Origin of the sequence: Roseburia sp. 1XD42-69, assembly GCF_003612565.1 — a bacterium.
Lineage (GTDB): Bacteria > Bacillota > Clostridia > Lachnospirales > Lachnospiraceae > Roseburia_B.
Map to the genome: position 1 here is coordinate 151,122 of NZ_RAZG01000002.1, position 23,355 is coordinate 174,476.

The window sequence follows — 23,355 nt, forward strand, 5'->3', positions numbered from 1 at the left end:
AAATATGAAAAGAAAACTGGCTTTTTTTATGGTGGTGTCTTTTCTCTTGTGCACAATTTTCTCTGTCAGCGGATGTGCCGGGAAAAAGGAGAGTGAGGCAATGCTTTTTGTAAGAAAGATGGGGATGGGAATCAATATGGGAAATTCCCTGGATTCCACCGGGCTTTTGGAGTATAATCCTCTGGCTGATGATTTGGATTTTGAGACATTCTGGGGAAATCCCCCTCTCACCAGAGAACAGTTTCATGAGGTAAAGCTTGCGGGGTTTGGCACGGTGCGCATTCCTGTGACCTGGCAGGACCATATGGACGAAGAGGGAAAGGTTTCCCCTGTGTGGATGGGACGGGTGGATGAGGTGGTGCGCATGGCCTTAGGGGAAGATTTATATGTGATACTGGATACCCATCATGAGGACTGGCTGGATTTGGATGGGGCCAGCCAAAAGATAACAGAAGAAAAATTTGCTTTTTTGTGGGAACAGATTGCCCTGCAGTTTAAAGACTGCGGGGAAAAACTGCTTTTTGAGGGCTTAAATGAGCCCAGAAAACGGGACAGTGAAGGGGAGTGGCAGAAGGGGACCAAAGAGTCTAGGGAGATGTTAAACGCACTGAACAAAATTTTTGTGGATACGGTGAGACACTCCGGGGAGAGCAATGAGTCCCGGTATCTTCTGCTGGCTCCCTATGCCTCAAACCCCATATCCGGGGGCTTTGAGGATTTTGCGCTGCCACAGGATTCCAGGCTGATTGTCTCCATACATGCCTATTATCCCTATGACTTCTGCCAGAATATGGAAGATGGGGCTTCTGTTTCCTGGGACAGGGGCAGCCAGGGGAATACGAAAGAGATGAAAAAATCTTTTGTCAATGCAAAAAGAAAGTTTGTTGACAAAGGGATACCTGTGATTATGACAGAGTTTGGATGTGTGGACAAATCCAATGAGGCAGCCCGGCAGGAGTGGACGAAATATGTGATGGAACTTTCAGAGAAGTATGAAATTCCCTGTATTTGGTGGGATGAGGGCAAAAATTATAAAATTCTGGACAGGACATTGCTGACCTGGGAAGAGGATATTCTTAAAATCCTTACGGGAAAAAAGGAATGATTTGACTATTCCGGAATTTTCCGATATAATATAAAGTAATTATGCGTATAGGCAGAATTTGGAAGAATGATAAGGGATTCAATCAGGGGGATTTCATGATTAAGAGCATGACAGGATTCGGGCGCTGTGAAATTTTTGAAAACGACCGGAAATTTGCGGTGGAGATAAAGTCCGTAAACCACAGATATCTGGATGTTTCAATAAAGATGCCGAAAAAATTAAGTTTCTTTGAGAGCAGCATCCGAACCGTACTAAAAGAGTATGTACAGCGGGGAAAAGTGGATGTTTTTATCACCTATGAGGACAATACGGAAGAAAATTTTTCGTTAAAATACAACGAAGATATCGCCGGGGCTTATTTAAAGTATCTTCGTCTTATGGGGGAGCAATTTGGTCTGGAGGATGATGTGCGGGTGAGCACTCTCTCCAGATACCCAGAAGTATTTACAATGGAAGAACAAGGCGTGGACGAAAAGGAGCTTTGGCAGCTTTTGGAGCGGACTTTACGAAATGCCTGTGAGGCTTTCGTCCATTCCAGAATTGAAGAAGGGGAAAACTTAAAGCGTGATTTGTTGGAGAAGCTTCAAAAAATGGATTCTTATGTGGATTTTATTGAGGAGCGCTCCCCGGCTATTTTGCAGGAATACCGGGCACGCCTTGAGGCAAAGATGGGAGAACTCTTGGAAAACAGTACAATAGACGATTCCAGAATCGCTGCGGAAGTCACCATATTTGCGGATAAAATGTGTGTGGACGAGGAGACGGTTCGGCTGCGAAGCCACATTGAGAGTACCAGGACAGCCCTGTTAGAGGGTGGAAGCATTGGGAGAAAGCTGGATTTTATCGCCCAGGAGATGAACCGGGAGGCAAATACCATACTCTCTAAATCCAATGACCTGCAAGTTTCCGATACGGGAATTGATTTAAAGACAGATATTGAAAAAGTCAGGGAACAGATTCAGAATATTGAATGATATGCAGAGGTTTTTATATGGCAGAGCTTATGAATATCGGATTTGGCAATCTGGTACATACGGATAAAATCGTGGCGATCATCACACCGGATTCCGCCCCTGCAAAGCGGCTGGTGCAGCATGCGAAACAGGGAGAACGGATTGTGGATGCCACCCAGGGAAGAAAGACAAGGAGCATACTTATTATGGAACAGCAGTTAGTGGTGTTGTCCGCCCTTGGCCCGGATACCCTGGCGGGCCGTTTTCACGAATTATTCCGGGAAACAGAGGAGGATAAATAATGGCACAGGAAGGGATTTTAATTGTGTTTTCCGGCTTTTCGGGAGCGGGAAAGGGCACCATAATGAAGGAACTTTTAAAGCGCTATCCAGATACATATGCCCTTTCCGTATCTGCTACTACCAGAGCCCCAAGGCCCGGAGAGACGGAAGGAATTGAATATTTCTTTAAAACAAGAGAAGAATTTGAAAAAATGATTGAAAAACAAGAGCTGATAGAGTATGCTAGGTACGTTGAAAATTATTACGGCACTCCAAAGGCATATGTGGAGGAACAGCTCCTGAAAGGAAAAGATGTCATTTTAGAGATTGAGATTCAGGGGGCACTAAATATTAAAAAAATGTTCCCCCGGGCACTGCTTTTGTTTGTGGCCACCTGTGATGCAAAGACGTTAAAAGAGCGCCTTTTGGGACGGGGCACAGAGACTTTGGATGTGATTCATGCCAGGCTTAAAAGGGCCGGGGAGGAGTCACAGGGAATGGAAAATTATGATTACCTGGTGGTAAATGAGGATTTGGAGCACACGGTGGAACAGGTACATTCCATTATATGCAATGAGCATAAGAGGGTGAGCCATAATCTGGATTTTATTGCCCGCATCAGAGAAGATTTAGAAGGTTTTTTGAAAGGAGAATAAATATGATACATCCATCTTATGTTGAACTGATGAAAGTGGTAAATAACGATGTTGCCATAGGGGAGGAGCCGGTGGTAAACAGCCGTTATTCTATTGTGATTGCATCTGCCAAAAGGGCACGCCAGCTCATTGACGGCGCGGAACCCTTAGTTCCCAATGCATACAATAAAAAGCCTTTATCCATTGCAGTGGATGAACTCTACAAAGGCGAAGTAAAGATTATGACGGAAGATGAGGTAGAAGAATAGGGATATGGATTGGCAGCGATAGAGGTACCGATTCCTTTTTTGCCCCTGGCAAAAAGGAGTGTCCCCTGTCGCTGTATCCTTTCCTGGAGGCGTACATGAAAATATTTTTTATATCACTGGGATGTGACAAAAATCTGGTGGATTCCGAAAATATGCTTGGCATTTTAAGGGATAAAGGGGTCACCGTGACCAGCCAGGAGCAGGAGGCGGATGTGATTATCGTCAATACCTGCTGTTTTATAGGGGATGCCAAGGAGGAGAGCATCAACACCATCTTGGAGATGGCGGAGTACAAAAAAAACGGGAATTTAAAAGGGCTGATTGTTGCCGGATGCCTGGCCCAGCGCTACTGCGAGGAGATAAAAGAAGAAATCCCTGAGGTGGATGCCATATTGGGAACCAATTCCTGGGATGACATATACCAGGCCGTGTGCCAGGTATTGGAGGGCAAAAGATATGAAAACAGAAAGCCTTTTACCGGGATTCCAAAGTTTTCGGAGAACCGCATCCTTACCACGGGAGGCCATTATGCCCATCTTAAGATTGCAGAGGGGTGCGATAAGCACTGTACCTACTGCATTATCCCTAAAATCCGGGGGGAATACCGCAGCGTGCCTATGGAGGAGCTTATCGCCCAGGCGAAAAAACTTGCAGAGTCCGGGGTAAAAGAGCTGATTTTAGTGGCCCAGGAGACGACCCTTTACGGAATGGACCTTTACGGGGAAAAAAAACTGGGAAAGCTTTTAGATGAATTAAATAAAATTCCGGGGCTCTATTGGATTCGGATTTTATACTGTTATCCCGAGGAGATTGACGATGAGCTGATTGAGGCCGTGATAAGAAATGAAAAAGTCTGCCATTACCTGGATATGCCAATCCAGCATGCCAGCGACGGCATTTTAAAGCGCATGGGAAGGCGCACCTGCAAAAAAGACATTGTGGCTGTGGCGGAGAAATTGCGGGAGCGCATACCGGATATCTGCCTTCGCACCACGCTAATCTGCGGTTTCCCAGGGGAGACACAAAAAGACCATGAGGAACTTATGGCTTTTGTCAATGAAATGGAATTTGACCGCCTGGGGGCTTTTGCCTATTCCCCTGAGGAGGGAACTCCTGCGGAGACATTTAAGGATCAGGTAAGTGACGAGGTGAAACGAACCTGGCAGGAGGAAGTGATGGAGTTACAGCAGGAGGTTTCCTATGATAAAAACCAGGAACTTTTAGGCCGGGAATTTGTGGCCTTTGTGGAGGGGAAGGTTGCCGACGAAAATGCCTATATGGGAAGGACGTACCGGGATGCGCCCAGTATTGACGGTTACGTGTTTATCCAGACAAAGGAGACCTTAATGACCGGGGATTTGGTGAAGGTAAAAATCACCGGGGCATATGAATATGATTTGATAGGAGAGATTGTGAAATGAAAATGAATTTGCCAAACAAACTGACTATGATCCGGGTTATTTTAATACCATTTTTTGTGGTTTTCCTGCTGTACCCCATGGTGGATTACAGTAATTATATAGCAACGGGAATTTTCATTGTGGCCAGCCTCACGGATCTGGCAGACGGAAAGATTGCAAGAAAATATAACCTGGTAACCAATTTCGGGAAATTTATGGACCCCCTGGCAGATAAGCTTTTGGTATGTTCCGCTATGATTTGCCTGATTGAAACGGGACAGTTAGCTGCCTGGATTGTGATTGTCATCATAAGCCGTGATTTTATCATCAGCGGATTCCGTCTGGTGGCATCCGATAACGGGGTGGTGATTGCGGCAAGTTACTGGGGAAAGTTTAAGACTACATTTCAGATGCTTATGATTATTGTGCTGATTTTGGACATTGATATGGAATTTTTTGACATTTTAGGTGTGATTTTGACCTATGTGGCATTGATACTTACCATCATTTCCCTTGTTGATTATATTGTGAAGAATAAACAGGTGCTAAATGAGCAAAACTGATTTTAGGCATTGTAAAATCAGAACAGGAGAATTTTTATATGGATGAATTTAACGCAAGGGAAGAAAAGGTGGCAGCTCTTTTAAAAGAGAAGGGGTTAAAGGTGACCACGGCGGAATCCTGCACTGGGGGCCTTATCGCGGGAACCTTGGTGAATGTGTCCGGCATTTCCAGCCAGTTTGAGGAAGGGTATGTCACCTATTCCAATGAGGCTAAGGAACGCCTGCTTGGGGTGCACCATGAGACTTTGGAAAAATTTGGGGCAGTGAGCGAGGAGACGGCAAGGGAGATGGCCCTTGGGGCAAGGCATAGGGCAGGGGCAGATATCTCTGTTATCTCCACAGGGATTGCCGGCCCCGAAGGGGGAACAAAGGAAAAACCTGTGGGCCTTGTGTACCTGGGATGTGCCTTAGGGGACAATGTGGCGGTGGAGCGCCATATTTTCCCGGGAAACAGGTGGGAAGTAAGGCATGCCTCTACCCAGGCGGCGCTGCAGTTACTGGAAAAAGTTTTGACAGAGGATAAGATATGAGAATTATTGCGGGAAGTAAGCGGAGCATGCCCTTAAAAACCATAGCGGGAAAGGATACCCGTCCTACAACGGACAGGATAAAAGAGACCTTATTTAATATGATACAGGGAGAAGTCCCGGGAGCTTATTTTTTAGATTTGTTTGCCGGAAGCGGGCAGATTGGCCTGGAGGCATTGAGCCGAGGGGCAAACTTTGCCGTATTTGTGGAAAGTCAGAAGAAAGCAGCCGCATGTATTGAAGAAAATATTCACTTTACAAAATCTGACAGGGAAAGCCTTCTTTTAAAAATGGACGTGCTTTTTGCACTGCGCTCCCTAGAGGGAAAATATAAGTTTGACATTATTTTTATGGACCCGCCCTATGGGGAAAAGCAGGAGGAGGAAGTGCTGTGCTATCTGAAACAATCCACCCTCTTAAAAGAGGATGGGCTGGTGATAGCGGAAGCGGCATTAAACACCGATTTTTCCTTTGCAAAGGAGTTTGGCTTTCGGATTACAAAGGAAAAAAACTATAAAACCAATAAACATGTGTTTTTGGTAAAAGCGCAAAAATAGGAGAGTATATGAAAAAAGCAATTTATCCCGGAAGTTTTGACCCGGTAACTTTTGGGCATCAGGATATGATTATCCGTTCCTCCGCCATTGTGGACGAACTGGTGGTGGGCGTATTAAATAACAGGGCAAAAAATTCATTGTTTTCTGTGGAGGAACGTGTTAGTATGTTAAAAGAGATGACCGCTTCTCTGCCCAATGTTACGGTGGATTCTTTTGACGGGCTTTTGGTAGACTATATGAAAGAACACGGGGTGTCCCTTATTGTAAGAGGGCTTAGGGCAGTTACGGATTTTGAATATGAACTGCAGATTGCCCAGACAAACCATGTGGAAAATCCCGATGTGGAGACAATTTTTTTGACCACCAATTTGCAGTATTCTTATTTGAGTTCTTCCATCGTCCGGGAATTTGCAGCTTACGGCGGAGATATTTCAAAATTTGTTCCGGCTCTGTTTATTGACAGGATTTATGATAAATATAATATGAAAAAGTAAGGAGTGTGGCCATGAACAGCAGAATTGAGCAGATTATTGAGGAAATTGAAGAATACATAGATGGCTGTAAGATAAAACCTTTATCCAACGGTTCCCAGATTATTGTAAACAGAGAAGAAATTGATGAATTGCTGACAGAACTGCGGACAAAAACTCCCGATGAAATTAAACGGTATCAGAAAATTATCAGCAACAAGGAGGCGATTTTGGCGGATGCCAAGACAAAGGCGGAGGAAATTATCGCCCAGGCCCAGGTGCAGACCAGCGAATTAATCAGTGAGCACGAGATTATGCAGCAAGCTTATGCCCAGGCCAACGAGGTGGTGATGATTGCCACAAAACAGGCCCAGGAGATATTGGACAATGCCACAAACGATGCCAATGCCATAAGGTTAAGCGCCATTACCTATACAGATGATATGTTAAAGGCCATGGAGGATGTGATTGCAAGCTCTATTGAGACGGCCAAGGCGAGAACGGATAATCTGGTAAATTCTCTTCAGGGTTACCTGGATATTATCACCTCCAACCGCTCAGAATTAGTTCCACAGGAATTAGATGCCAAACCTCAGCCCCAGCCCCAGGCAAACACAAAGGGGACTGCGGCATTAAATTCAGGCACACAGAATACTCCCAAATAACCTGTAGCAGATAAAACCTAAAAGGCCGCTTATGATGGCAAAGATCAGGCGAAGAATTAGATAGCGCCTGTGGGAGAAACCACATTCTTTTGTCATGGAGCAGGTTTGGGCAAAGCCGCAAAGTCCGCCGAAGGAGGCAAAAAACAGGGCCAGTGGATAAGTAAAGCCTAAGGGAAGATGGGTATCTTTCAGATAGGAAATCCCCGTGGTGACTTCCACGCATCCTGTAAGGAGCAGGTTTACAAGGGGATAATGCCTGTTATAAGTGTGCAGCATGGAGGCAAAAATGGAAAAAAGGATGATATATCCCCCTAATTTCGTCAGAGCTTCAAAACCGTTCATAATACCGGCATCTATCATTCCAAAATCCAGATGAGGAATAGATGCCGCATTTTTTGTATTGGAGAAGGGGCGTTTTCTCAGCTTAGACCGGGCGTAAATGCAGGGCGGCAGGTATAAAAGCAGAAAGCTTACGGGTATCAATTCCGGCAGGTTTAAAATACTTGTGAGGAGATACCCGCTGAAAAATACAGGGCTTAGCTGGTTAAAACAAATGGCCAGAAGCTCCCCCTCCTCCCTGGTGATGGAATGTTTTACCGTTAAATCCCCGCTGATTTTACTGCCCATGGGAAATCCAAAGAGGATGCCACCTAACAGGGCAAAACAACCGTTTCTGCTGGTTTTAAACAGATGTCTGGTGAGAGGGTACAAATATTTTGTGATGAGCTGCATATAATTGGAGTACACCAGGATGTTGGAAAGGATGGCAAGGGGCAAAAGTGCCGGGAGGAGCTTTTGATACCACAGCAAAAGTCCGTCAAATGCCGCCTTTGTGGAAATCCCGGGATGTGTTATAATAAATAAAAGTATGACAATAAATAGTAGGATAAGCAAATGATTTTTTTTCATATAAAAATATATGAAAGGAGAAAGAAAGCTATGAGTAAATTGGAAAATTTGGAACCGGAGAGGGTATTTCATTTTTTTGAAGAAATCGCCTCCATTCCCCGCGGTTCTTACCATACAAAAAGTATCAGTAATTATCTGGCGAATTTTGCAGAAAGCCGGGGGTTGGAATATTACCAGGATGATACGGACAATGTGGTGATAATCAAGGAGGCCGCAGAGGGGTACGGGGATTTGGAACCTGTGATTCTCCAGGGACACATGGATATGGTCTGTGAAAAAGAGTCTGGATGCGAAATTGACTTTTTAAACGACGGGCTGGATTTGTATGTGGAGGGGGATTTTTTAAAGGCGAGAGGAACTACCTTAGGGGGAGATGACGGCATCGCCCTAGCCTACGCCCTGGCAATTTTGGATTCCCAGAATTTAAAACACCCAAGAATCGAGGCCGTGTTTACCACAAATGAGGAAGTGGGGCTTTTAGGGGCAAAAGACATTGATTTGTCCATGTTGAAAGGACGTATCCTTTTAAACATAGATTCCGATGTGGAGGGACATTTTCTCACCAGCTGTGCAGGGGGGCTTTCCGCCCACAGCCATATTCCTGTGGAATACCATACCTTACAGGGGGTGGGAATTTCCATAAAGCTTTTTGGCCTCTCCGGCGGTCACTCCGGCGGTGAAATACAAAAGGAGCACTGTAACGCAGCCATTGCCATGGGCAGGATTTTAAAAGAGATTGAAGAAAATTGTCCTGTGGGGCTCTGTGAGCTTTCTGGGGGGTTAAAGGATAACGCCATTCCCAGGGAGGGGGAGGCTTTGATTGCAGTACCTGGGGAAGCGAAAGATACTGTGCTTTCTGTTCTGCATACACTGGAAGGCATATTGAAAAAAGAGTATGATGTGTCAGAGCCTAAGCTTGCCCTTTTGGTGCAAGTTTTAGAGACAAAGGAGTACTCTGTTTTAAAGCCCGCTTCCATGCAGAGAGTGTTATTTTACCTTCGCAATGTGCCGGACGGGGTGATGCACAAAAGTTTGCATATAGAAAACCTGGTGGAGACGTCCCTGAACCTTGGGATTATGGAGTTAAAGGGGGAGGAGTTTTACACCTGCACTTCCGTGCGCAGCAGCGTGGGCACAAGAAAGGAAGAACTTGCAAAAAGGCTGTGCTATCTGGTGGAATTCTTGGGGGGAGAATTTGAAATAGAGGGGGATTATCCTGCCTGGGAGTACCGCAGCGAGTCAAAGCTTAGAGAAAAGATTTCCCAAGTTTACAAAGAGATGTATGGGAAGGAGCCTGTCTTTGAGGCTATCCATGCAGGGCTGGAGTGCGGTATTTTGTCGGAAAAGATTCCTGATTTGGATGCGGTATCTTTTGGGCCGGATAATTTTGATATTCACACCCCAAAGGAGCGGTTAAGCATATCAAGCACAAAGCGTGTGTGGGAGTTTTTAACGGGATTTTTGGAGAAGGCCAGGTAATTTTTGAGATGGAGACAATATCTACTTGTCTTTTTACTGTTTCTAACCCTTGTCATGGGAAACTGCCTGCTCTTTGACTATTTTAAGGAACAGCAGGGGATGCTTTTCGGGGAAGATTTGAATCTGGACAGTATCCGGCAGGATATGGTGTATTTTCCTGTGGCGGAGTCCTCCTTTGACCCATCCGGGTATCAGGTCACTTATGCGGACAGTTACGGTTCCGCCAGAAATTTTGGAGGGGACAGAGCGCACGAGGGCTGTGATTTGATGGCTTCCTCCAACCGACGGGGACACTATCCTATTGTTAGCATTTCCGACGGGGTGGTGGAAAAAATCGGCTGGCTGAAACTGGGGGGATACCGTATCGGCATCAGAAGCCCTCATGGAGTCTATTTTTATTATGCCCATTTAAACGATTATTTCCGGGAGTTTGCCGTGGGGGATAGGATAGAGGCCGGGGAGGTTTTGGGGTTTATGGGAGACAGCGGATACGGGGAGGAGGAGGGCACCACCGGTATGTTTCCGGTGCATCTTCACCTGGGGATTTATCTCAATGATAAGGACGGGAGAGAGAAGACCGCCAATCCCTTTCCATTTCTGCAGGAATTGGAGAAAAAGAAGATGAGATTTTATTTTGAGTAGGAGAGAGAAATGCGTCTGGATAAGCTGCTGTCGGATATGCAGGTGGGAACGAGAAGTGAAATCAAAAAATATATCAAAGCTGGTCTTGTGACGGTAAACGGTGGCGCCGCAAGTCCCCAGTTAAAAGTGGGCCCGGAGGATACCGTTACCTTTCGGGGGAAAGAGATTTCCCACAGGCCATTGGAATACTTTATGCTTTATAAACCTGGGGACTGCGTCACCGCAAGGCGTGACAATTTTCACAAATCGGTCATGGATTTTATCGAGGATGGAAGAAAGGATCTATCCCCGGTGGGGAGACTGGATTTGGACACCACAGGGCTTCTTCTCATTACCAATGACGGGAAACTGGCCCATGCCCTTTTAAGCCCGAAAAAGCATGTGAAAAAGCTTTACGAGGCCAGGGTAAAAGGCCGGGTCACGCAGGAGGATGTGCTAAAGTTTGAAAGCGGGGTGGATATCGGGGACGATACTCTGACAAAGCCGGCGCAGCTTAATATTTTACAGGCGGGAGAGGAATCTCTGGTTCAAATTTCCATCACGGAAGGGCGGTATCATCAGGTAAAGCGTATGTTTTTGGCGGTGGGCAAAGAGGTTCTCACTTTAAAACGCCTGGCTATGGGAGAACTTGCCCTGGATGAAAGCTTAGCGCCTGGAGAGTGCCGCAGGCTTACGGAAGAGGAAGTGGCAATATTAAAAAAATCGGAGGAGGTTTTATGCTAGAAGGTATTAAAGCAGTAATATTTGACCTGGACGGGACACTGGTGGATTCCATGTGGATGTGGAGAAATATTGATATGGAATTTTTAGCCGAAAGAAACCTCCCTTATGAGGAGGATTTGCAGGATAAGATAGAGGGAATGAGTTTTACGGAGACCGCCAGATATTTTCAGGAATATTTTAAACTGACGGAAACTGTGGAGGAATTGAAACAAATCTGGAACGAGATGGCCATAGAAAAATACCGTCATGAAGTTCCCTTAAAAGAGGGCGCGGGAGAGTTTTTGGAATATTTAAAAGAGAATAATATAAAGATGGGAATCGCCACCAGTAATTCCAGTGAGCTGGTTCAGGCAGTTGATGCTGCCCATGGGCTAAGCCGTTACATATCCTGTGTCATCACCGCCTGTTCGGTGAATAAAGGAAAGCCGGCCCCGGATGTTTATCTGGAGGCGGCAAGGCAGTTACATGTAAATCCGGGAGACTGCCTGGTATTTGAGGATCTTGTAAAAGGCATGGAGGCAGGAAAAAACGCAGGGATGAGAGTCTGCGGCGTGGAAGATGACTATTCCCTTGGCCAGCGGGAGAGGAAGCGGAAAACCTGCGATTACTATATCCGTTCTTTTTTGGAAATTTTTGACAACACTTATGAGATTATGGAGCATTGACGATGAATAAAGGGTTTCTGCCTGTTACAAGAGAAGAAATGTTACACCAGGGAATCTCACAGCCTGACTTTGTCTATGTGATAGGGGATGCCTATGTGGATCATCCCTCCTTTGGACATGCTATTATTTCCAGGGTGTTGGAGTCCCGGGGATACAGTGTGGGGATAATTTCCCAGCCGGATTGGAAATATGAAGATTCCATAGACGTGTTCGGGGAGCCGAGGCTTGGTTTTTTAGTCTCCGCCGGAAACATGGACTCTATGGTAAACCATTACTCCGTGTCGAAAAAGCGCCGGGACAGAGACGCTTTTACCCCGGGAGGGGTTATGGGAAAACGCCCGGATTATGCAACCATTGTGTACTGTAATTTAATCCGTCGGAAATATAAAAAGACTCCTGTTATCATCGGGGGCATTGAGGCCAGTTTAAGGCGTCTTTCCCATTATGACTACTGGAGCAATAAAATAAAGCGCTCCATCCTTTTGGACTCAGGTGCGGATTTGATTTCCTATGGCATGGGGGAGCGGAGCATTGTGGAGATTGCGGACGCTTTAAACAGCGGACTTGACATAAAAGATATCACCTTTATCCCAGGTACGGTATATAAGACAAGAAAACGGGAAGATATCTATGATGCCCTTAAGCTTCCCTGTTTTGAGGAGGTAAAGGCGGAGAAAGAGGCCTACGCCAGAAGCTTTTATATTCAGTACTGCAATACGGACCCCTATTCGGGAAAACGTCTCTTTGAGACGTATGACGACAAAATGTATGTGGTGCAGAACCCTGCCGCAAAGCCTCTGACCACAAGTGAGATGGATACGGTGTACGCCCTGCCCTATATGCGCACCTACCATCCTTCTTATGAGGAATTAGGGGGAGTTCCTGCTATTTCTGAGGTAAAATTCAGCCTTGTGAGCAACCGGGGATGTTTCGGGGGATGTAGTTTCTGTGCCCTCACCTTCCATCAAGGAAGAATGATTCAGACCAGAAGCCATGAATCTATTGTAAACGAGGCAAAAAAGATGGTGTGGGAGGAAGACTTCAAGGGATATATCCATGATGTGGGAGGGCCTACGGCAAATTTCAGGGGAAAATCCTGTAAAAAACAGGAGAAAAACGGAGCCTGCCCCGGAAAGCAGTGCCTGTTTCCAAAGCCCTGTGAAAATTTGGAGATTGATCATCAGGATTATCTGGCCCTGCTGCAGAAATTAAGAAACCTGCCCAATGTGAAAAAAGTGTTTATCCGCTCCGGCATTCGGTTTGACTATCTGATATATGATAAGGACAGAACCTTTCTCAGAGAGCTGTGCGAGCACCATGTCAGCGGTCAGTTAAAAGTAGCCCCGGAACATATATCAAATGAAGTCTTAACTAAAATGGGGAAACCATCGGTGGAAGTCTACGAGAAATTTGTGGAACTGTACCAAAAGACCAATGAAAAACTGGGAAAAAATCAGTTTTTAGTGCCATACCTTATGTCCTCCCATCCGGGCTCTACCCTAAAAGAAGCTGTGGAGCTGGCGGAATATTTAAGGGATTTGGGGTATATGCCCCAGCAGGTGCAGGATTTTTACCCTACGCCTTCCACCATATCCACCTGCATGTACTGTACCGGCCTTGACCCAAGGACTATGGAGCCGGTATATGTGGCAAAAAATCCCCATGAAAAGGCCATGCAGCGGGCGTTGATTCAGTATAAGAATCCGAAAAATTATGAGCTTGTGAGGGAGGCCCTCATCAAAGCGGGACGGGAAGATTTAATCGGATATGATAAGAAATGCCTGATTCGCCCCGGAAAGGGAGAAGGAACTTATTCCAAACATCCGGGGAAAACCCATGGACAGGGGAGAAGGAAAAATTCCGGGGGGAAACCCGGTAAAAAGAAGACCATCCGAAATGTGCACAAAAAAAGGGATAAATCATGAGGGAGATTCTAATTGAAAAGAACCAGGCGGGACAGAGATTTGACAAATATTTAAAGAAACTTCTCTGCGGCGCAAACAGCAGTTTTATCTATAAGATGCTCCGGAAAAAAAATATTGTCTTAAACGGGAAAAAATCAGAAGGGGCGGAAAAACTGAAAGAGGGTGACAAGGTGACGCTGTTTTTTTCCCAGGAGACCTTTGAGAAGTTTACGGCCAGTGAGACGGAGTCTTTCAGAATCCAAAATCTTCCCAAAGTAAAAAAGGATAAGCTGCCCTTTCAGGTGCTCTACGAGACAAGGGACATCTTAATCATTAATAAGCCTTCGGGCATGTTATCCCAGAAAGGGGAAAAGGGGGATATATCCGCCAATGAATATATCCTTTCCTACCTTCTGTTGACAGGTTCCATAAGAGAGACAGAGTTTGCCACATTCCGTCCCTCGGTGTGTAACCGTTTAGACCGGAATACCTCAGGAATACTCATTGCAGGGAAAACCTTAAAAGGACTCCAGGAGATGAGTGAAAATTTAAAGAACCGTTCTTTAAAAAAGTATTATTATGCCCTGGTAAAGGGGGAGGTGAGCGGGCGCTGCCGCCTTAAGGGATATCTTATAAAAGATGAAAAGACAAACCGGGTGTATGTGTCAAAAAAGCCAGACACAGGGCAGGAAAAGCCCATAGAGACAGAGTATGAGCCAATCATCACAAAAAATCAGGCCACTCTTCTCAATATTCATTTGATTACCGGGCGTTCCCATCAGATACGGGCTCATCTTTCCGCCACAGGCCACCCCATTATCGGGGACCCAAAATACGGGGACAGGGAAGTAAATGAGAGATACAAAAAACAGTATCAAATCACCTCCCAGCTCCTCCATGCACGGTCTTTGATCTTAGAAGACGGAAGGGAAATTATTGCCCCCCTGCCAAAAGATTTTACAAGAATACTGGGAGAGGAGAATGGCATATGGCAACCTGGAATTCCAGAGGTTTAAGAGGTTCCTCCCTGGAAGAATTTGTTAATTTGACGAATGAAAAATATCTGGAGCAGAACCTGGCGCTGATACAAAAAATTCCCACCCCCATTACCCCGATCAACATTGATAAGGGCACAAGACATATCACCCTGGCCTATTTTGACCAGAAGAGTACGGTGGATTATATGGGGGCTGTCCAGGGGATTCCCGTGTGCTTTGACGCCAAGGAATGCCATACGGATACCTTTCCCCTGGCCAATATCCACGAACATCAGGTGGAGTTTATGAAACGCTTTGAGGGGCAGGGAGGAATCGCATTTTTTCTCATTGCTTTTACAGCCAGGGAGGAGTATTATTATTTACGGTTAGCTCTTTTTAAAAAATTCTGGGAACGGAAAAATTCCGGGGGGAGAAAAAGCTTTCGCTATGAGGAGCTGGAGCCTGAATTTTTTCTGGACAGGAAAAATTCATTTCTCATTCCCTACCTGGAAGGCCTGCAGAAAGATCTGGATGTCAGGGATTGACAATGATCAAGAGATAAAATATAATAATTTCATTATTGTAGCACGTTAATACACGAAAGTGCGGGAGGAAACATGAAGCGAAAATTGCTGCATACGCCGGAGGGAGTCCGGGATATTTATAATGAGGAATGTGAAATCAAACAGGTGTTAAAAGAGCGTTTAAAAAGGACAATGGGGCAGTACGGCTATCATATTATCCAGACGCCTACCTTTGAGTTTTTTGACATATTTGGAAAAGAGATTGGAACCACCCCCTCCAAAGAATTGTACAAGTTTTTTGACCGTGAGGGAAATACCCTGGTTTTAAGACCGGATATCACCCCTTCCGTGGCGAGGGCGGCGGCAAAATATTTCAGTGACATAGACATGCCCATCCGTCTTTATTATATGGGAAATACCTTTACCAACAATTCCAGCTACCAGGGAAGGTTAAAGGAGAATACCCAGCTTGGGGGAGAGCTCATCGGGGACAACTCCGTGGAGGGTGACGGGGAGGTTTTATCCCTGGCCATAGAAAGTTTAAAGGCGGCGGGGTTAAAGGAATTCCAGCTGAGCGTAGGACATGCGGATTTCTTCTTAGGACTGGTGGAAGCTGCCGGCCTTAAGGAGGACGAGGAGGAGGAACTGCGGGAACTGATTTCCAATAAAAACTATTTCGGGGTGGACGAGATGGTTTCCAAATGGGATATGGAGGAGAGTCTGAGGTCTTTGTTCCGCATGCTGGGGGGCTCCTATTTTTCTATTGAAGAACTGGCAGGCGCCAGGGCATTAGCGGTGAATTACCCCAAGGTTTTATCTGCAGTTGTAAGGTTAGAAGAACTTCATAAAGTACTTGAAGTCTACGGTGTGGACAAATATGTCTCCTACGAGCCCGGCCTTTTAAGCAATTACCAGTACTATACAGGAATTATTTTTTCCGGTTATACATTTGGAACCGGGGAACCTATCTTAAAGGGTGGGCGTTATGACAAACTTTTGCACCACTTTGGAAAAGACGCACCTGCCATTGGATTTGCAGTGGTAGTTGACCAGTTAATGTTAGCTTTAAGCCGCCAGAAGGTTCAGGTTGAGGTATCTCATACCGGCGAGATGATTGTATACACCAAAGAGCGTTTAAGAGACGCTATTCTTGCGGCAAAGAAAATACGTGACAATGGGGGCTGTGTGGAACTTTTTGCCATAGATAGCGGCAAGGGCAGGGAGGATTATGAACTGTACTGTGAGAAAAACCACATAGGAAACCTTACATTTTTAGATTAGGAGGCATAGGGGAATGGAGGACCAGAGATATCTTACATTTGCTTTGGGAAAAGGAAGGCTGGCAAAAAAGACCATGGAAATGTTTGGGAAAATCGGCATAACCTGTGAGGAAATGCAGGATAAGGATACCAGAAAACTTATTTTTGTGAACGAGGATTTAAAGTTAAGGTTCTTTCTGGCAAAAGGCCCTGATGTGCCCACCTATGTGGAATATGGAGCGGCAGATATCGGAATTGTGGGGAAGGATACCATTATAGAAGAGGCAAGAAATATCTACGAGGTTTTGGATTTAAATTTCGGGAAATGCAAAATGTGCGTATGCGGGCCGGAAAGCGCCCGGGAATTATTAAAACACCATGAACTTATCCGGGTTGCCACAAAATATCCCAGGATTGCGAAGAATTATTTTTACAATAAAAAGCACCAGACAGTTGAGATTATCAAGTTGAACGGCTCCATTGAGCTGGCGCCTATTGTAGGGCTTTCAGAGGTGATTGTGGATATTGTGGAGACGGGCTCCACCTTAAGGGAAAACGGACTCTCCGTGCTGGAAGAAGTGTGTTCCTTGTCCGCCCGTATGGTGGTGAACCAGGTGAGCATGAAAATGGAAAATGAGCGGATTACAAAACTGATTACGGATTTAAAATCTGTGATTTTAGCATCTTAAACCTAAAGTGAGGATTGTAAGGATGAGAATATTAAAGTTGACAAGCGAGACAAAGAGCAGCCTTTTAAAAGACCTGCTGAAGAGAAGTCCGGGAAATTATACGGAATTTGAGGGTCGGGTGAACGATATTGTAAATAAAGTAAGGGAACAGGGAGACGAGGCTTTATTTGAATACACAAAGGCCTTTGACAAGGCGGATATCAATATCTCTAACGTAAAAGTGACAGAGCAGGAGATAGAGGAAGCCTACGGCCTGGTGGATAAAAAGCTTCTTGAAGTGATACGAAAGGCAAAGGAAAATATCTGGGACTATCACATCAAGCAAAGACAGTACAGTTGGTTCGACAGCAAAGAAAACGGGACGATTTTAGGACAGAAGGTGACACCTCTTAAGGATGTGGGGGTGTATGTGCCGGGGGGAAAGGCAGTCTATCCATCTTCCGTGCTGATGAATGTACTTCCCGCCAAAGCGGCTGGGGTAGATCATATTGTGATGTGTACCCCTCCTATGGCGGAGGGGAAAGTGTACCCTTCCACTTTAGTGGCGGCAAAGGAAGCAGGAGTGGATGAAATCTATAAAGCCGGAGGCGCCCAGGCCGTTGCAGCTATGGCCTTTGGTACTAAGAGCATCCCCAAGGTAGACAAAATTGTAGGACCGGGAAATATTTATGTGGCCCTGGCGAAAAAAGCGGTATTTGGGCATGTGAGCATCGATTCTATTGCAGGGCCCAGCGAGATTCTTGTGCTGGCAGACGAGACGGCAAATCCAAGGTATGTGGCGGCGGATTTGTTATCCCAGGCGGAACATGACGAATTGGCCTCCGCCATATTAATTACCACCAGCGAGAAACTTGCTAAGGAGGTTTCCCTGGAAGTGGACAAGTTTACGGAAATTTTGTCACGAAGGGAGATAATAGAAAAATCATTGGAAAATTACGGCTGCATATTTGTGGCGGATACCTTGGAAGATGCCATTGATGCGGCAAATGACATCGCTTCGGAGCATATGGAAATTGTGGCAAAAGATGCCTTTACCCTTATGACAAAAATCAGGAATGCGGGGGCAATTTTTATCGGAGAATACAGTTCTGAGCCACTGGGAGACTATTTTGCAGGGCCGAATCATGTGCTTCCTACCAACGGGACGGCAAAGTTTTTCTCCCCCCTTTCCGTGGATGATTTTATAAAAAAATCCAGCATTATTTCTTATTCCAGGGAGGCGCTGGCCCCGGTATATAAAGATATTGTCCAGTTTGCAGAATGTGAAGAGCTGACGGCCCATGCGAATTCTATCCGGGTCCGTTTTGAATAGAGGTGAAAAGATGTCAAGAGAGGCAAGTTTAAACCGTACCACAAAGGAGACGGATATCACCCTGTGTTTGGAGTTGGACGGCAGGGGAGAATCACAGATAAATACAGGAATCGGATTTTTTGACCATATGCTTTATGGGTTTTCTAAGCACGGTTTTTTCGATTTGGATGTGGATGTCACCGGAGATTTGGCAGTGGACTGCCATCACACCATAGAGGACACGGGGATTGTCCTTGGCAATGCGATTAAAAAAGCATTGGGGGATAAAAAAGGGGTGAAGCGCTTTGGGAGCTGTATCCTCCCCATGGACGAGACCTTGGTGCTGTGTGCCATCGATTTGTCGGGAAGGCCCTATCTTTCCTTTGAGGGAGAGTTTACGACGGAGAAAGTGGGGTATATGGATACGGAGATGGTAAAGGAATTTTTCTATGCCATCTCCTACAGTGCAGGGATGAATCTTCACATTAAGATATTGTCCGGGAGCAACAACCACCATAAGATTGAGGCTGTGTTTAAAGCCTTCGGAAGGGCCTTGGACGAGGCGGTGAGCCTTGAGCCAAGGTTAAACGGTATTTTATCTACAAAAGGAAGTTTGTAGATCAGTGGACAGGAGCATGTTATGGAATTTAAAAACATTGTAGCAATAATTTATATAAAAAACGGCCAGGCAGTAAAAGGCCGCAACGACTTTACCCCGTCAGGGGATGTTTTTGAAGCCGCAAAAACATATAATGACTGCGGTGTGGACAAAATTCTGCTGTTTGACCTTTCCGACGATGAGGAAGAACATCGGCTAAATTTAAAAACAGTAAAAAAGTTAAATCGGGACTTGGAGATTAAAACTTGTCTTGCGGGAAACATTAAGCGTTTTGAGGATATTAAAAATGCCTTTTACATGGGTTGCCGTCAGGTAATGTTAAACGGCTCCAAACTTGGCAGCATTGCCCTGGCTGAGAAGGCCAGCCGACGCTATGGCAAGGACAGAATCCTTGTCTCTGTGGAAAATGTAAATTTTATATTCAAAAACAGGGAAGCAATGGAAGAAAATTTCCATGAAATGCTGGTTATGAATAAAAATATGCTGGATGCCATTGAAAACATCACCACCATTCCCTATGTAGTGATTATGGACGAATATAATTTGGAAGAATTTGTATCCGTGTTAAAAAGGGAATATGCCAGAGGCATTACGGGAAGTTTTGTGACAGAGGATAAAACGGATATTATGATGTTAAAGACGGAACTGTCAAATCACGGCCTGCGCATGGTAAATTTTGCCCCCAATTTAAAGTGGTGCGATTTTAAGCTAAATTTCGAGGGAATGGTTCCGGTTATCGTTCAGGATTACCGCACGGAGGAAGTACTGATGTTGGCCTATATGAACGAGGAGGCGTTCCAGCGCACCATACATTCGGGAAAAATGACATACTACAGCAGAAGCCGCCAGGAAATCTGGATGAAAGGGGAAACTTCCGGCCATATTCAGTATGTGAAATCTCTGTCTGCAGACTGCGATTATGACACCATCCTGGCAAAAGTTTCCCAGATTGGGCCGGCATGCCATACAGGAAACCGTTCTTGTTTCTTTAACCCAATTGTGAAGAAAGAATATGTTGAAAAAAATCCCTTAAAAGTCTTTGAGGATGTGTATTCTGTGATTTCCGACCGAAAAGAACATCCGAAAGATGCCTCCTACACCAATTATCTCTTGGAGCAGGGGATAGATAAGATTTTGAAAAAAATGTCCGAGGAACACATTGAGCTGCTTCTGGCGGCAAAAAATCCTAATTTGGAGGAAATTAAATATGAAATTTCCGATTATCTTTACCATCTTATGATTATGATGGTGGAAAAAGGCATTACCTGGGAAGACGTGACCCAGGAACTTGCCCAAAGGTAGCATATCTTCCCATTTCTTTACATAGGATAACAGAAAAAGGGTAAAGGAGTGTTTGGTATGCGCCGGGAAGATGTGGATAACCGCAAAGAATATATACAGAGAATCCGGAGTTCTTTTGAGAACGGCGGGTATGCCCGCTGGGAAGCGGATGATATAAAAGGGGAGGCCCAGGGAAGCTTCTCCTTTTTTAAAGTCCGTATGCTTCTGGCTCTATTTATTTTTACTGCCTATGTGCTCTGTGACCAGACAGGTACGAAATTTTATGAGTTTTCCACGAAAGATATTGCGGAAAAAATTGAAGAGAGCTATGATTATACAGAAGTGGAAAAGTATGTTACGATGCTGACGCAAAAATAAGACTTACCGGTAAATTGCTGCCGGAAGAAAGGGATAACGTTTATGACAGAAACCGCCTTAAATGATGAGATACTTCTGAAAGTGGACAAACCGGCCAGATACATCGGCAATGAAGTGAATATGGTGAAAAAAAATCCGGTAGATGTGGATATACGCTTTGCCATCTGTTTTCCCGATGTGTATGAGATTGGCATGTCCCATCTGGGAATCCAGATTTTGTACGATATGTTTAACCAGAGGGAGGATGTATACTGCGAGAGGGTCTATTCTCCCTGGCCGGATCTCCATGGGATTTTAAAAGAAAAGGGGATTCCACTTTTTGCCTTAGAATCCCAGGAGCCGGTAAAATCCTTTGATTTTCTGGGAATTACCATACAGTATGAGATGTGCTATACCAATATTCTTCAGATTTTAGATTTATCCCAAATTCCCATGGCGGCAGGAGAGCGGACAAAAGACCATCCTTTTGTCATTGGAGGAGGTCCTTGTGTGTACAACCCCGAGCCTCTTGCAGATTTTTTTGACCTCTTTTATATCGGGGAGGGAGAGACTGTGTATGACCGTCTCTTTGCCTGTTATAAGGAGTGGAAATTTTCGGGCAGAACCCGTAGAGAGTTTTTACTGGAAGCGGCAAAAATTCCAGGAATCTATGTCCCATCCCTGTATGAGGTTTCCTATAAAGAGGATGGAACCATTGCATCTTTTTTCCCGGCGGAACAGGGCGTGCCGGACAAAGTAAGAAAGCAGGTGATGATGGACATGACAAATGCCCCATATCCCAGCAAACCTCTGGTTCCCTTTATCAAAGCCACCCAGGACCGGGTGGTGCTGGAAATCCAGCGGGGATGCATTAGGGGGTGCCGATTCTGCCAGGCAGGGATGATTTATCGTCCCACCAGAGAAAAGGATGTGGAGGTTTTAAAGAAATATGCTTATGAGATGTTAAAGCATACGGGGCATGAAGAAATCTCTTTAAGCTCCTTAAGTTCTTCGGATTATTCCGGTTTAAAGGAGCTTGTGACATATCTTATAGATGAATTTAAGGGAAAAGGGGTGAACATTTCCCTTCCCTCCTTAAGAATCGACGCTTTTTCCCTGGATGTGATGAGCAAAGTCCAGGATGTGAGAAAAAGCAGCTTAACCTTCGCCCCGGAGGCAGGCTCCCAGCGCCTTCGGAATGTGATAAATAAGGGGCTTACGGAGGAAATCATTCTTAAGGGCGCAGGGGAAGCCTTTGAGGGGGGCTGGCAGAAGGTAAAACTCTATTTTATGCTGGGGCTGCCCACAGAGACGAGAGAAGACCAGGAGGCCATCGCGGAGCTTGCCAATAAAATTGCCGCAAGGTATTACGAGATTCCAAAGGAAAGGCGGAATGGGAAATGCCAGATTACCATCAGCACATCTTTTTTTGTGCCCAAGCCTTTTACACCTTTCCAGTGGGCCAAAATGTACTCAAAAGAGCATTACCTCTCCTGTGCAAAAACAGTGAATGATGCGGTGAAAAACCAGTTAAACCACAAGAGCATGAAATACAACTGGCATGAGGCGGATGTAACGGTTCTGGAGGGGATTTTGGCAAGAGGGGACAGAAGGCTGGGACAGGTCATTAAGGCTGCCTATGAAAAGGGCTGCATCTTTGATGCCTGGAGCGATTTTTTTGACAATGAAAAGTGGATAGAAGCCTTTTTGGAGACTGGGATTGATCCGGATTTTTATACTTTAAGGGAACGCCCCTTAGATGAAATCCTGCCCTGGGATTTTATTGATGCGGGGGTGACAAAGGAGTTTTTAAAGAGAGAGTATGAGAATGCCTTAAAAGAGACGGTGACTTTAAACTGCAGGGAAAAGTGCAGCGGCTGCGGTGCGGCCAGGTTTGGGGGCGGTGTGTGCCTTTCGGTCTGACAGGAAATCCTGTCAGGCAAAAATCTGCCCCGCCCATGCATATGTGCAAAAGGGCAGGGAAAGACTAAACCAGTTTTTTCTTTAATTCTTTCAGTGCGTCTAAGGTGTGGTTTATATTGTGTTTGTGCCAGTTGTTTTTGCCCAGGCCCAGGGGAGCTGCGCTCAAACCAGAAGACCTCCAGTTGCTTAATTCTCCCTGTTTGATGGAAAAATGCAGGCTGTCCTGCGGGGTTTCTATGGTGAGATGGTAATTAAAGCCCGCTTCTCAAGGGCGTTGCCATAAGAAAACATGGAAAACCCCAGTAAAATCACAATGTCATTAACTTAAGGAATCTTTTACATTTGAATTGTAAAAGATTCCTTTTTTCTGTATTTTTATTGTTTTGTAAAATGGTTGATTATCTCAAAAAAGCCTTGATTTACGGGCATACAAGCAGGATTTCAAGCTGAATTTACTACCAATTTACTACTTTTGAGGGAAAGAGCCTTGATATGCCGCCCGGAACCCTGCCAGCCCAGCCACCAGCACACAGCATTGAGAAAGAATAAATGAAAACTGAATACGACGCAGACGCAGCGTTTCTCTATCCCTATACGGGAGAACAGGAACGCCGCTTTTTAGTACCATATAAGTGTAAGAGATAAAGCATTTCATCAGTGCTTTACCTTCTGCACTTATTTTTTTATG

27 protein-coding genes are annotated in these 23,355 nt (G+C 45.2%); 25 read left to right on the plus strand and 2 right to left on the minus strand.

Annotated elements, in window-relative coordinates:
- Positions 1-4: 4 nt before the first annotated feature.
- The 11 genes from D7Y06_RS02070 to D7Y06_RS02120 all read left to right on the plus strand — a co-directional run bounded on the left by D7Y06_RS02070 (position 5) and on the right by D7Y06_RS02120 (position 7,425).
- A complete protein-coding gene (locus D7Y06_RS02070) occupies positions 5-1,105 on the plus strand; it encodes a glycoside hydrolase family 5 protein (protein WP_120406167.1) in 1,101 nt (366 codons plus the stop codon).
- Positions 1,106-1,200: 95 nt separating this feature from the next.
- The gene (locus D7Y06_RS02075) at positions 1,201-2,079 is read left to right on the plus strand and encodes a YicC/YloC family endoribonuclease (RefSeq protein WP_120406168.1); all 879 of its coding nucleotides are present in this window, start codon (positions 1,201-1,203) and stop codon (positions 2,077-2,079) included.
- Positions 2,080-2,096: 17 nt separating this feature from the next.
- On the plus strand, positions 2,097-2,360 hold the full coding sequence (locus tag D7Y06_RS02080; protein WP_120406169.1) for a DUF370 domain-containing protein: 264 nt from the start codon (positions 2,097-2,099) through the stop codon (positions 2,358-2,360).
- Positions 2,360-2,995: a guanylate kinase gene (gene gmk / locus D7Y06_RS02085; RefSeq protein ID WP_120406170.1), complete on the plus strand. Its 636-nt coding sequence runs from the start codon at positions 2,360-2,362 to the stop codon at positions 2,993-2,995. Before D7Y06_RS02080 ends, gmk begins: the two co-directional genes overlap by 1 nt.
- Positions 2,996-2,997: 2 nt before the next feature.
- Positions 2,998-3,243: a DNA-directed RNA polymerase subunit omega gene (rpoZ, locus tag D7Y06_RS02090; protein ID WP_120406171.1), complete on the plus strand. Its 246-nt coding sequence runs from the start codon at positions 2,998-3,000 to the stop codon at positions 3,241-3,243.
- 95 nt (positions 3,244-3,338) lie between these two features.
- Entirely contained in the window at positions 3,339-4,664 is a 1,326-nt protein-coding gene (gene rimO / locus D7Y06_RS02095; RefSeq protein WP_120406172.1) for a 30S ribosomal protein S12 methylthiotransferase RimO, read from the plus strand.
- Positions 4,665-4,666: 2 nt separating this feature from the next.
- Positions 4,667-5,206 carry a CDP-diacylglycerol--glycerol-3-phosphate 3-phosphatidyltransferase gene (gene pgsA, locus D7Y06_RS02100; RefSeq protein ID WP_120406203.1) on the plus strand — a complete coding sequence of 180 codons (540 nt, stop codon included), beginning with the start codon at positions 4,667-4,669 and terminating at the stop codon, positions 5,204-5,206.
- A gap of 38 nt (positions 5,207-5,244) precedes the next feature.
- The gene (locus D7Y06_RS02105; protein ID WP_120406173.1) at positions 5,245-5,736 is read left to right on the plus strand and encodes a CinA family protein; all 492 of its coding nucleotides are present in this window, start codon (positions 5,245-5,247) and stop codon (positions 5,734-5,736) included.
- Complete coding sequence (gene rsmD, locus D7Y06_RS02110) at positions 5,733-6,290, plus strand: 16S rRNA (guanine(966)-N(2))-methyltransferase RsmD (RefSeq protein WP_120406174.1); 558 nt, start codon at positions 5,733-5,735, stop codon at positions 6,288-6,290. Before D7Y06_RS02105 ends, rsmD begins: the two co-directional genes overlap by 4 nt.
- A gap of 8 nt (positions 6,291-6,298) precedes the next feature.
- A complete protein-coding gene (coaD, locus tag D7Y06_RS02115; RefSeq protein WP_120406175.1) occupies positions 6,299-6,784 on the plus strand; it encodes a pantetheine-phosphate adenylyltransferase in 486 nt (161 codons plus the stop codon).
- Positions 6,785-6,795: 11 nt separating this feature from the next.
- Complete coding sequence (locus D7Y06_RS02120; RefSeq protein ID WP_120406176.1) at positions 6,796-7,425, plus strand: ATPase; 630 nt, start codon at positions 6,796-6,798, stop codon at positions 7,423-7,425.
- Here D7Y06_RS02120 and D7Y06_RS02125 read toward each other — a convergent pair.
- The gene (locus tag D7Y06_RS02125) at positions 7,399-8,319 is read right to left on the minus strand and encodes a hypothetical protein (RefSeq protein WP_147415564.1); all 921 of its coding nucleotides are present in this window, start codon (positions 8,317-8,319) and stop codon (positions 7,399-7,401) included. The genes D7Y06_RS02120 and D7Y06_RS02125 overlap by 27 nt on opposite strands.
- A 45-nt stretch (positions 8,320-8,364) precedes the next feature.
- On the opposite strand from D7Y06_RS02125, the gene D7Y06_RS02130 reads away from it, so the two are divergent.
- The 14 genes from D7Y06_RS02130 (at position 8,365) to D7Y06_RS02195 (ending at position 22,667) form a co-directional block, all read left to right on the plus strand.
- Complete coding sequence (locus D7Y06_RS02130; RefSeq protein ID WP_120406178.1) at positions 8,365-9,813, plus strand: aminoacyl-histidine dipeptidase; 1,449 nt, start codon at positions 8,365-8,367, stop codon at positions 9,811-9,813.
- A gap of 3 nt (positions 9,814-9,816) precedes the next feature.
- A complete protein-coding gene (locus D7Y06_RS02135; RefSeq protein ID WP_243119039.1) occupies positions 9,817-10,455 on the plus strand; it encodes a M23 family metallopeptidase in 639 nt (212 codons plus the stop codon).
- 9 nt (positions 10,456-10,464) lie between these two features.
- Positions 10,465-11,178 (plus strand): pseudouridine synthase, encoded by a 714-nt coding sequence (locus D7Y06_RS02140; protein WP_120406179.1) that lies wholly within the window; start codon positions 10,465-10,467, stop codon positions 11,176-11,178.
- Positions 11,172-11,843, plus strand: a complete 672-nt coding sequence (locus tag D7Y06_RS02145) for an HAD family hydrolase (RefSeq protein ID WP_120406180.1) — start codon at positions 11,172-11,174, stop codon at positions 11,841-11,843. Before D7Y06_RS02140 ends, D7Y06_RS02145 begins: the two co-directional genes overlap by 7 nt.
- A 2-nt stretch (positions 11,844-11,845) precedes the next feature.
- Positions 11,846-13,768 (plus strand): YgiQ family radical SAM protein, encoded by a 1,923-nt coding sequence (locus D7Y06_RS02150; protein WP_120406181.1) that lies wholly within the window; start codon positions 11,846-11,848, stop codon positions 13,766-13,768.
- The gene (locus D7Y06_RS02155) at positions 13,765-14,763 is read left to right on the plus strand and encodes an RluA family pseudouridine synthase (protein ID WP_120406182.1); all 999 of its coding nucleotides are present in this window, start codon (positions 13,765-13,767) and stop codon (positions 14,761-14,763) included. Before D7Y06_RS02150 ends, D7Y06_RS02155 begins: the two co-directional genes overlap by 4 nt.
- Entirely contained in the window at positions 14,736-15,269 is a 534-nt protein-coding gene (locus D7Y06_RS02160) for a Holliday junction resolvase RecU (RefSeq protein ID WP_120406183.1), read from the plus strand. Before D7Y06_RS02155 ends, D7Y06_RS02160 begins: the two co-directional genes overlap by 28 nt.
- A gap of 72 nt (positions 15,270-15,341) precedes the next feature.
- The gene (gene hisZ / locus D7Y06_RS02165; RefSeq protein ID WP_120406184.1) at positions 15,342-16,529 is read left to right on the plus strand and encodes an ATP phosphoribosyltransferase regulatory subunit; all 1,188 of its coding nucleotides are present in this window, start codon (positions 15,342-15,344) and stop codon (positions 16,527-16,529) included.
- A gap of 13 nt (positions 16,530-16,542) precedes the next feature.
- Positions 16,543-17,196: an ATP phosphoribosyltransferase gene (gene hisG / locus D7Y06_RS02170; protein WP_120406185.1), complete on the plus strand. Its 654-nt coding sequence runs from the start codon at positions 16,543-16,545 to the stop codon at positions 17,194-17,196.
- A 22-nt stretch (positions 17,197-17,218) separates the two neighbouring features.
- The gene (gene hisD, locus D7Y06_RS02175; protein ID WP_120406186.1) at positions 17,219-18,508 is read left to right on the plus strand and encodes a histidinol dehydrogenase; all 1,290 of its coding nucleotides are present in this window, start codon (positions 17,219-17,221) and stop codon (positions 18,506-18,508) included.
- A gap of 10 nt (positions 18,509-18,518) precedes the next feature.
- Complete coding sequence (gene hisB / locus D7Y06_RS02180) at positions 18,519-19,106, plus strand: imidazoleglycerol-phosphate dehydratase HisB (protein ID WP_120406187.1); 588 nt, start codon at positions 18,519-18,521, stop codon at positions 19,104-19,106.
- A 21-nt stretch (positions 19,107-19,127) separates the two neighbouring features.
- Complete coding sequence (gene hisIE / locus D7Y06_RS02185) at positions 19,128-20,408, plus strand: bifunctional phosphoribosyl-AMP cyclohydrolase/phosphoribosyl-ATP diphosphatase HisIE (RefSeq protein ID WP_120406188.1); 1,281 nt, start codon at positions 19,128-19,130, stop codon at positions 20,406-20,408.
- A 57-nt stretch (positions 20,409-20,465) separates the two neighbouring features.
- Positions 20,466-20,765: a hypothetical protein gene (locus tag D7Y06_RS02190; protein WP_120406189.1), complete on the plus strand. Its 300-nt coding sequence runs from the start codon at positions 20,466-20,468 to the stop codon at positions 20,763-20,765.
- Between the two features lie 42 nt (positions 20,766-20,807).
- A complete protein-coding gene (locus D7Y06_RS02195; RefSeq protein WP_120406190.1) occupies positions 20,808-22,667 on the plus strand; it encodes a TIGR03960 family B12-binding radical SAM protein in 1,860 nt (619 codons plus the stop codon).
- 466 nt (positions 22,668-23,133) lie between these two features.
- Here D7Y06_RS02195 and D7Y06_RS26715 read toward each other — a convergent pair.
- The coding region (locus D7Y06_RS26715; RefSeq protein ID WP_207667348.1) for a hypothetical protein at positions 23,134-23,355 on the minus strand (222 nt) is incomplete at its 5' end.

Coding starts and splice junctions, on each gene's coding strand:
- D7Y06_RS02070 (WP_120406167.1), top strand. CDS start 5: ATGAAAAGAAAACTGGCTTTTTTTATGGTGGTGTCTTTTCTCTTGTGC.
- D7Y06_RS02075 (WP_120406168.1), top strand. CDS start 1,201: ATGATTAAGAGCATGACAGGATTCGGGCGCTGTGAAATTTTTGAAAAC.
- D7Y06_RS02080 (WP_120406169.1), top strand. CDS start 2,097: ATGGCAGAGCTTATGAATATCGGATTTGGCAATCTGGTACATACGGAT.
- gmk (WP_120406170.1), top strand. CDS start 2,360: ATGGCACAGGAAGGGATTTTAATTGTGTTTTCCGGCTTTTCGGGAGCG.
- rpoZ (WP_120406171.1), top strand. CDS start 2,998: ATGATACATCCATCTTATGTTGAACTGATGAAAGTGGTAAATAACGAT.
- rimO (WP_120406172.1), top strand. CDS start 3,339: ATGAAAATATTTTTTATATCACTGGGATGTGACAAAAATCTGGTGGAT.
- pgsA (WP_120406203.1), top strand. CDS start 4,667: ATGAATTTGCCAAACAAACTGACTATGATCCGGGTTATTTTAATACCA.
- D7Y06_RS02105 (WP_120406173.1), top strand. CDS start 5,245: ATGGATGAATTTAACGCAAGGGAAGAAAAGGTGGCAGCTCTTTTAAAA.
- rsmD (WP_120406174.1), top strand. CDS start 5,733: ATGAGAATTATTGCGGGAAGTAAGCGGAGCATGCCCTTAAAAACCATA.
- coaD (WP_120406175.1), top strand. CDS start 6,299: ATGAAAAAAGCAATTTATCCCGGAAGTTTTGACCCGGTAACTTTTGGG.
- D7Y06_RS02120 (WP_120406176.1), top strand. CDS start 6,796: ATGAACAGCAGAATTGAGCAGATTATTGAGGAAATTGAAGAATACATA.
- D7Y06_RS02130 (WP_120406178.1), top strand. CDS start 8,365: ATGAGTAAATTGGAAAATTTGGAACCGGAGAGGGTATTTCATTTTTTT.
- D7Y06_RS02140 (WP_120406179.1), top strand. CDS start 10,465: ATGCGTCTGGATAAGCTGCTGTCGGATATGCAGGTGGGAACGAGAAGT.
- D7Y06_RS02145 (WP_120406180.1), top strand. CDS start 11,172: ATGCTAGAAGGTATTAAAGCAGTAATATTTGACCTGGACGGGACACTG.
- D7Y06_RS02150 (WP_120406181.1), top strand. CDS start 11,846: ATGAATAAAGGGTTTCTGCCTGTTACAAGAGAAGAAATGTTACACCAG.
- D7Y06_RS02155 (WP_120406182.1), top strand. CDS start 13,765: ATGAGGGAGATTCTAATTGAAAAGAACCAGGCGGGACAGAGATTTGAC.
- D7Y06_RS02160 (WP_120406183.1), top strand. CDS start 14,736: ATGGCAACCTGGAATTCCAGAGGTTTAAGAGGTTCCTCCCTGGAAGAA.
- hisZ (WP_120406184.1), top strand. CDS start 15,342: ATGAAGCGAAAATTGCTGCATACGCCGGAGGGAGTCCGGGATATTTAT.
- hisG (WP_120406185.1), top strand. CDS start 16,543: ATGGAGGACCAGAGATATCTTACATTTGCTTTGGGAAAAGGAAGGCTG.
- hisD (WP_120406186.1), top strand. CDS start 17,219: ATGAGAATATTAAAGTTGACAAGCGAGACAAAGAGCAGCCTTTTAAAA.
- hisB (WP_120406187.1), top strand. CDS start 18,519: ATGTCAAGAGAGGCAAGTTTAAACCGTACCACAAAGGAGACGGATATC.
- hisIE (WP_120406188.1), top strand. CDS start 19,128: ATGGAATTTAAAAACATTGTAGCAATAATTTATATAAAAAACGGCCAG.
- D7Y06_RS02190 (WP_120406189.1), top strand. CDS start 20,466: ATGCGCCGGGAAGATGTGGATAACCGCAAAGAATATATACAGAGAATC.
- D7Y06_RS02195 (WP_120406190.1), top strand. CDS start 20,808: ATGACAGAAACCGCCTTAAATGATGAGATACTTCTGAAAGTGGACAAA.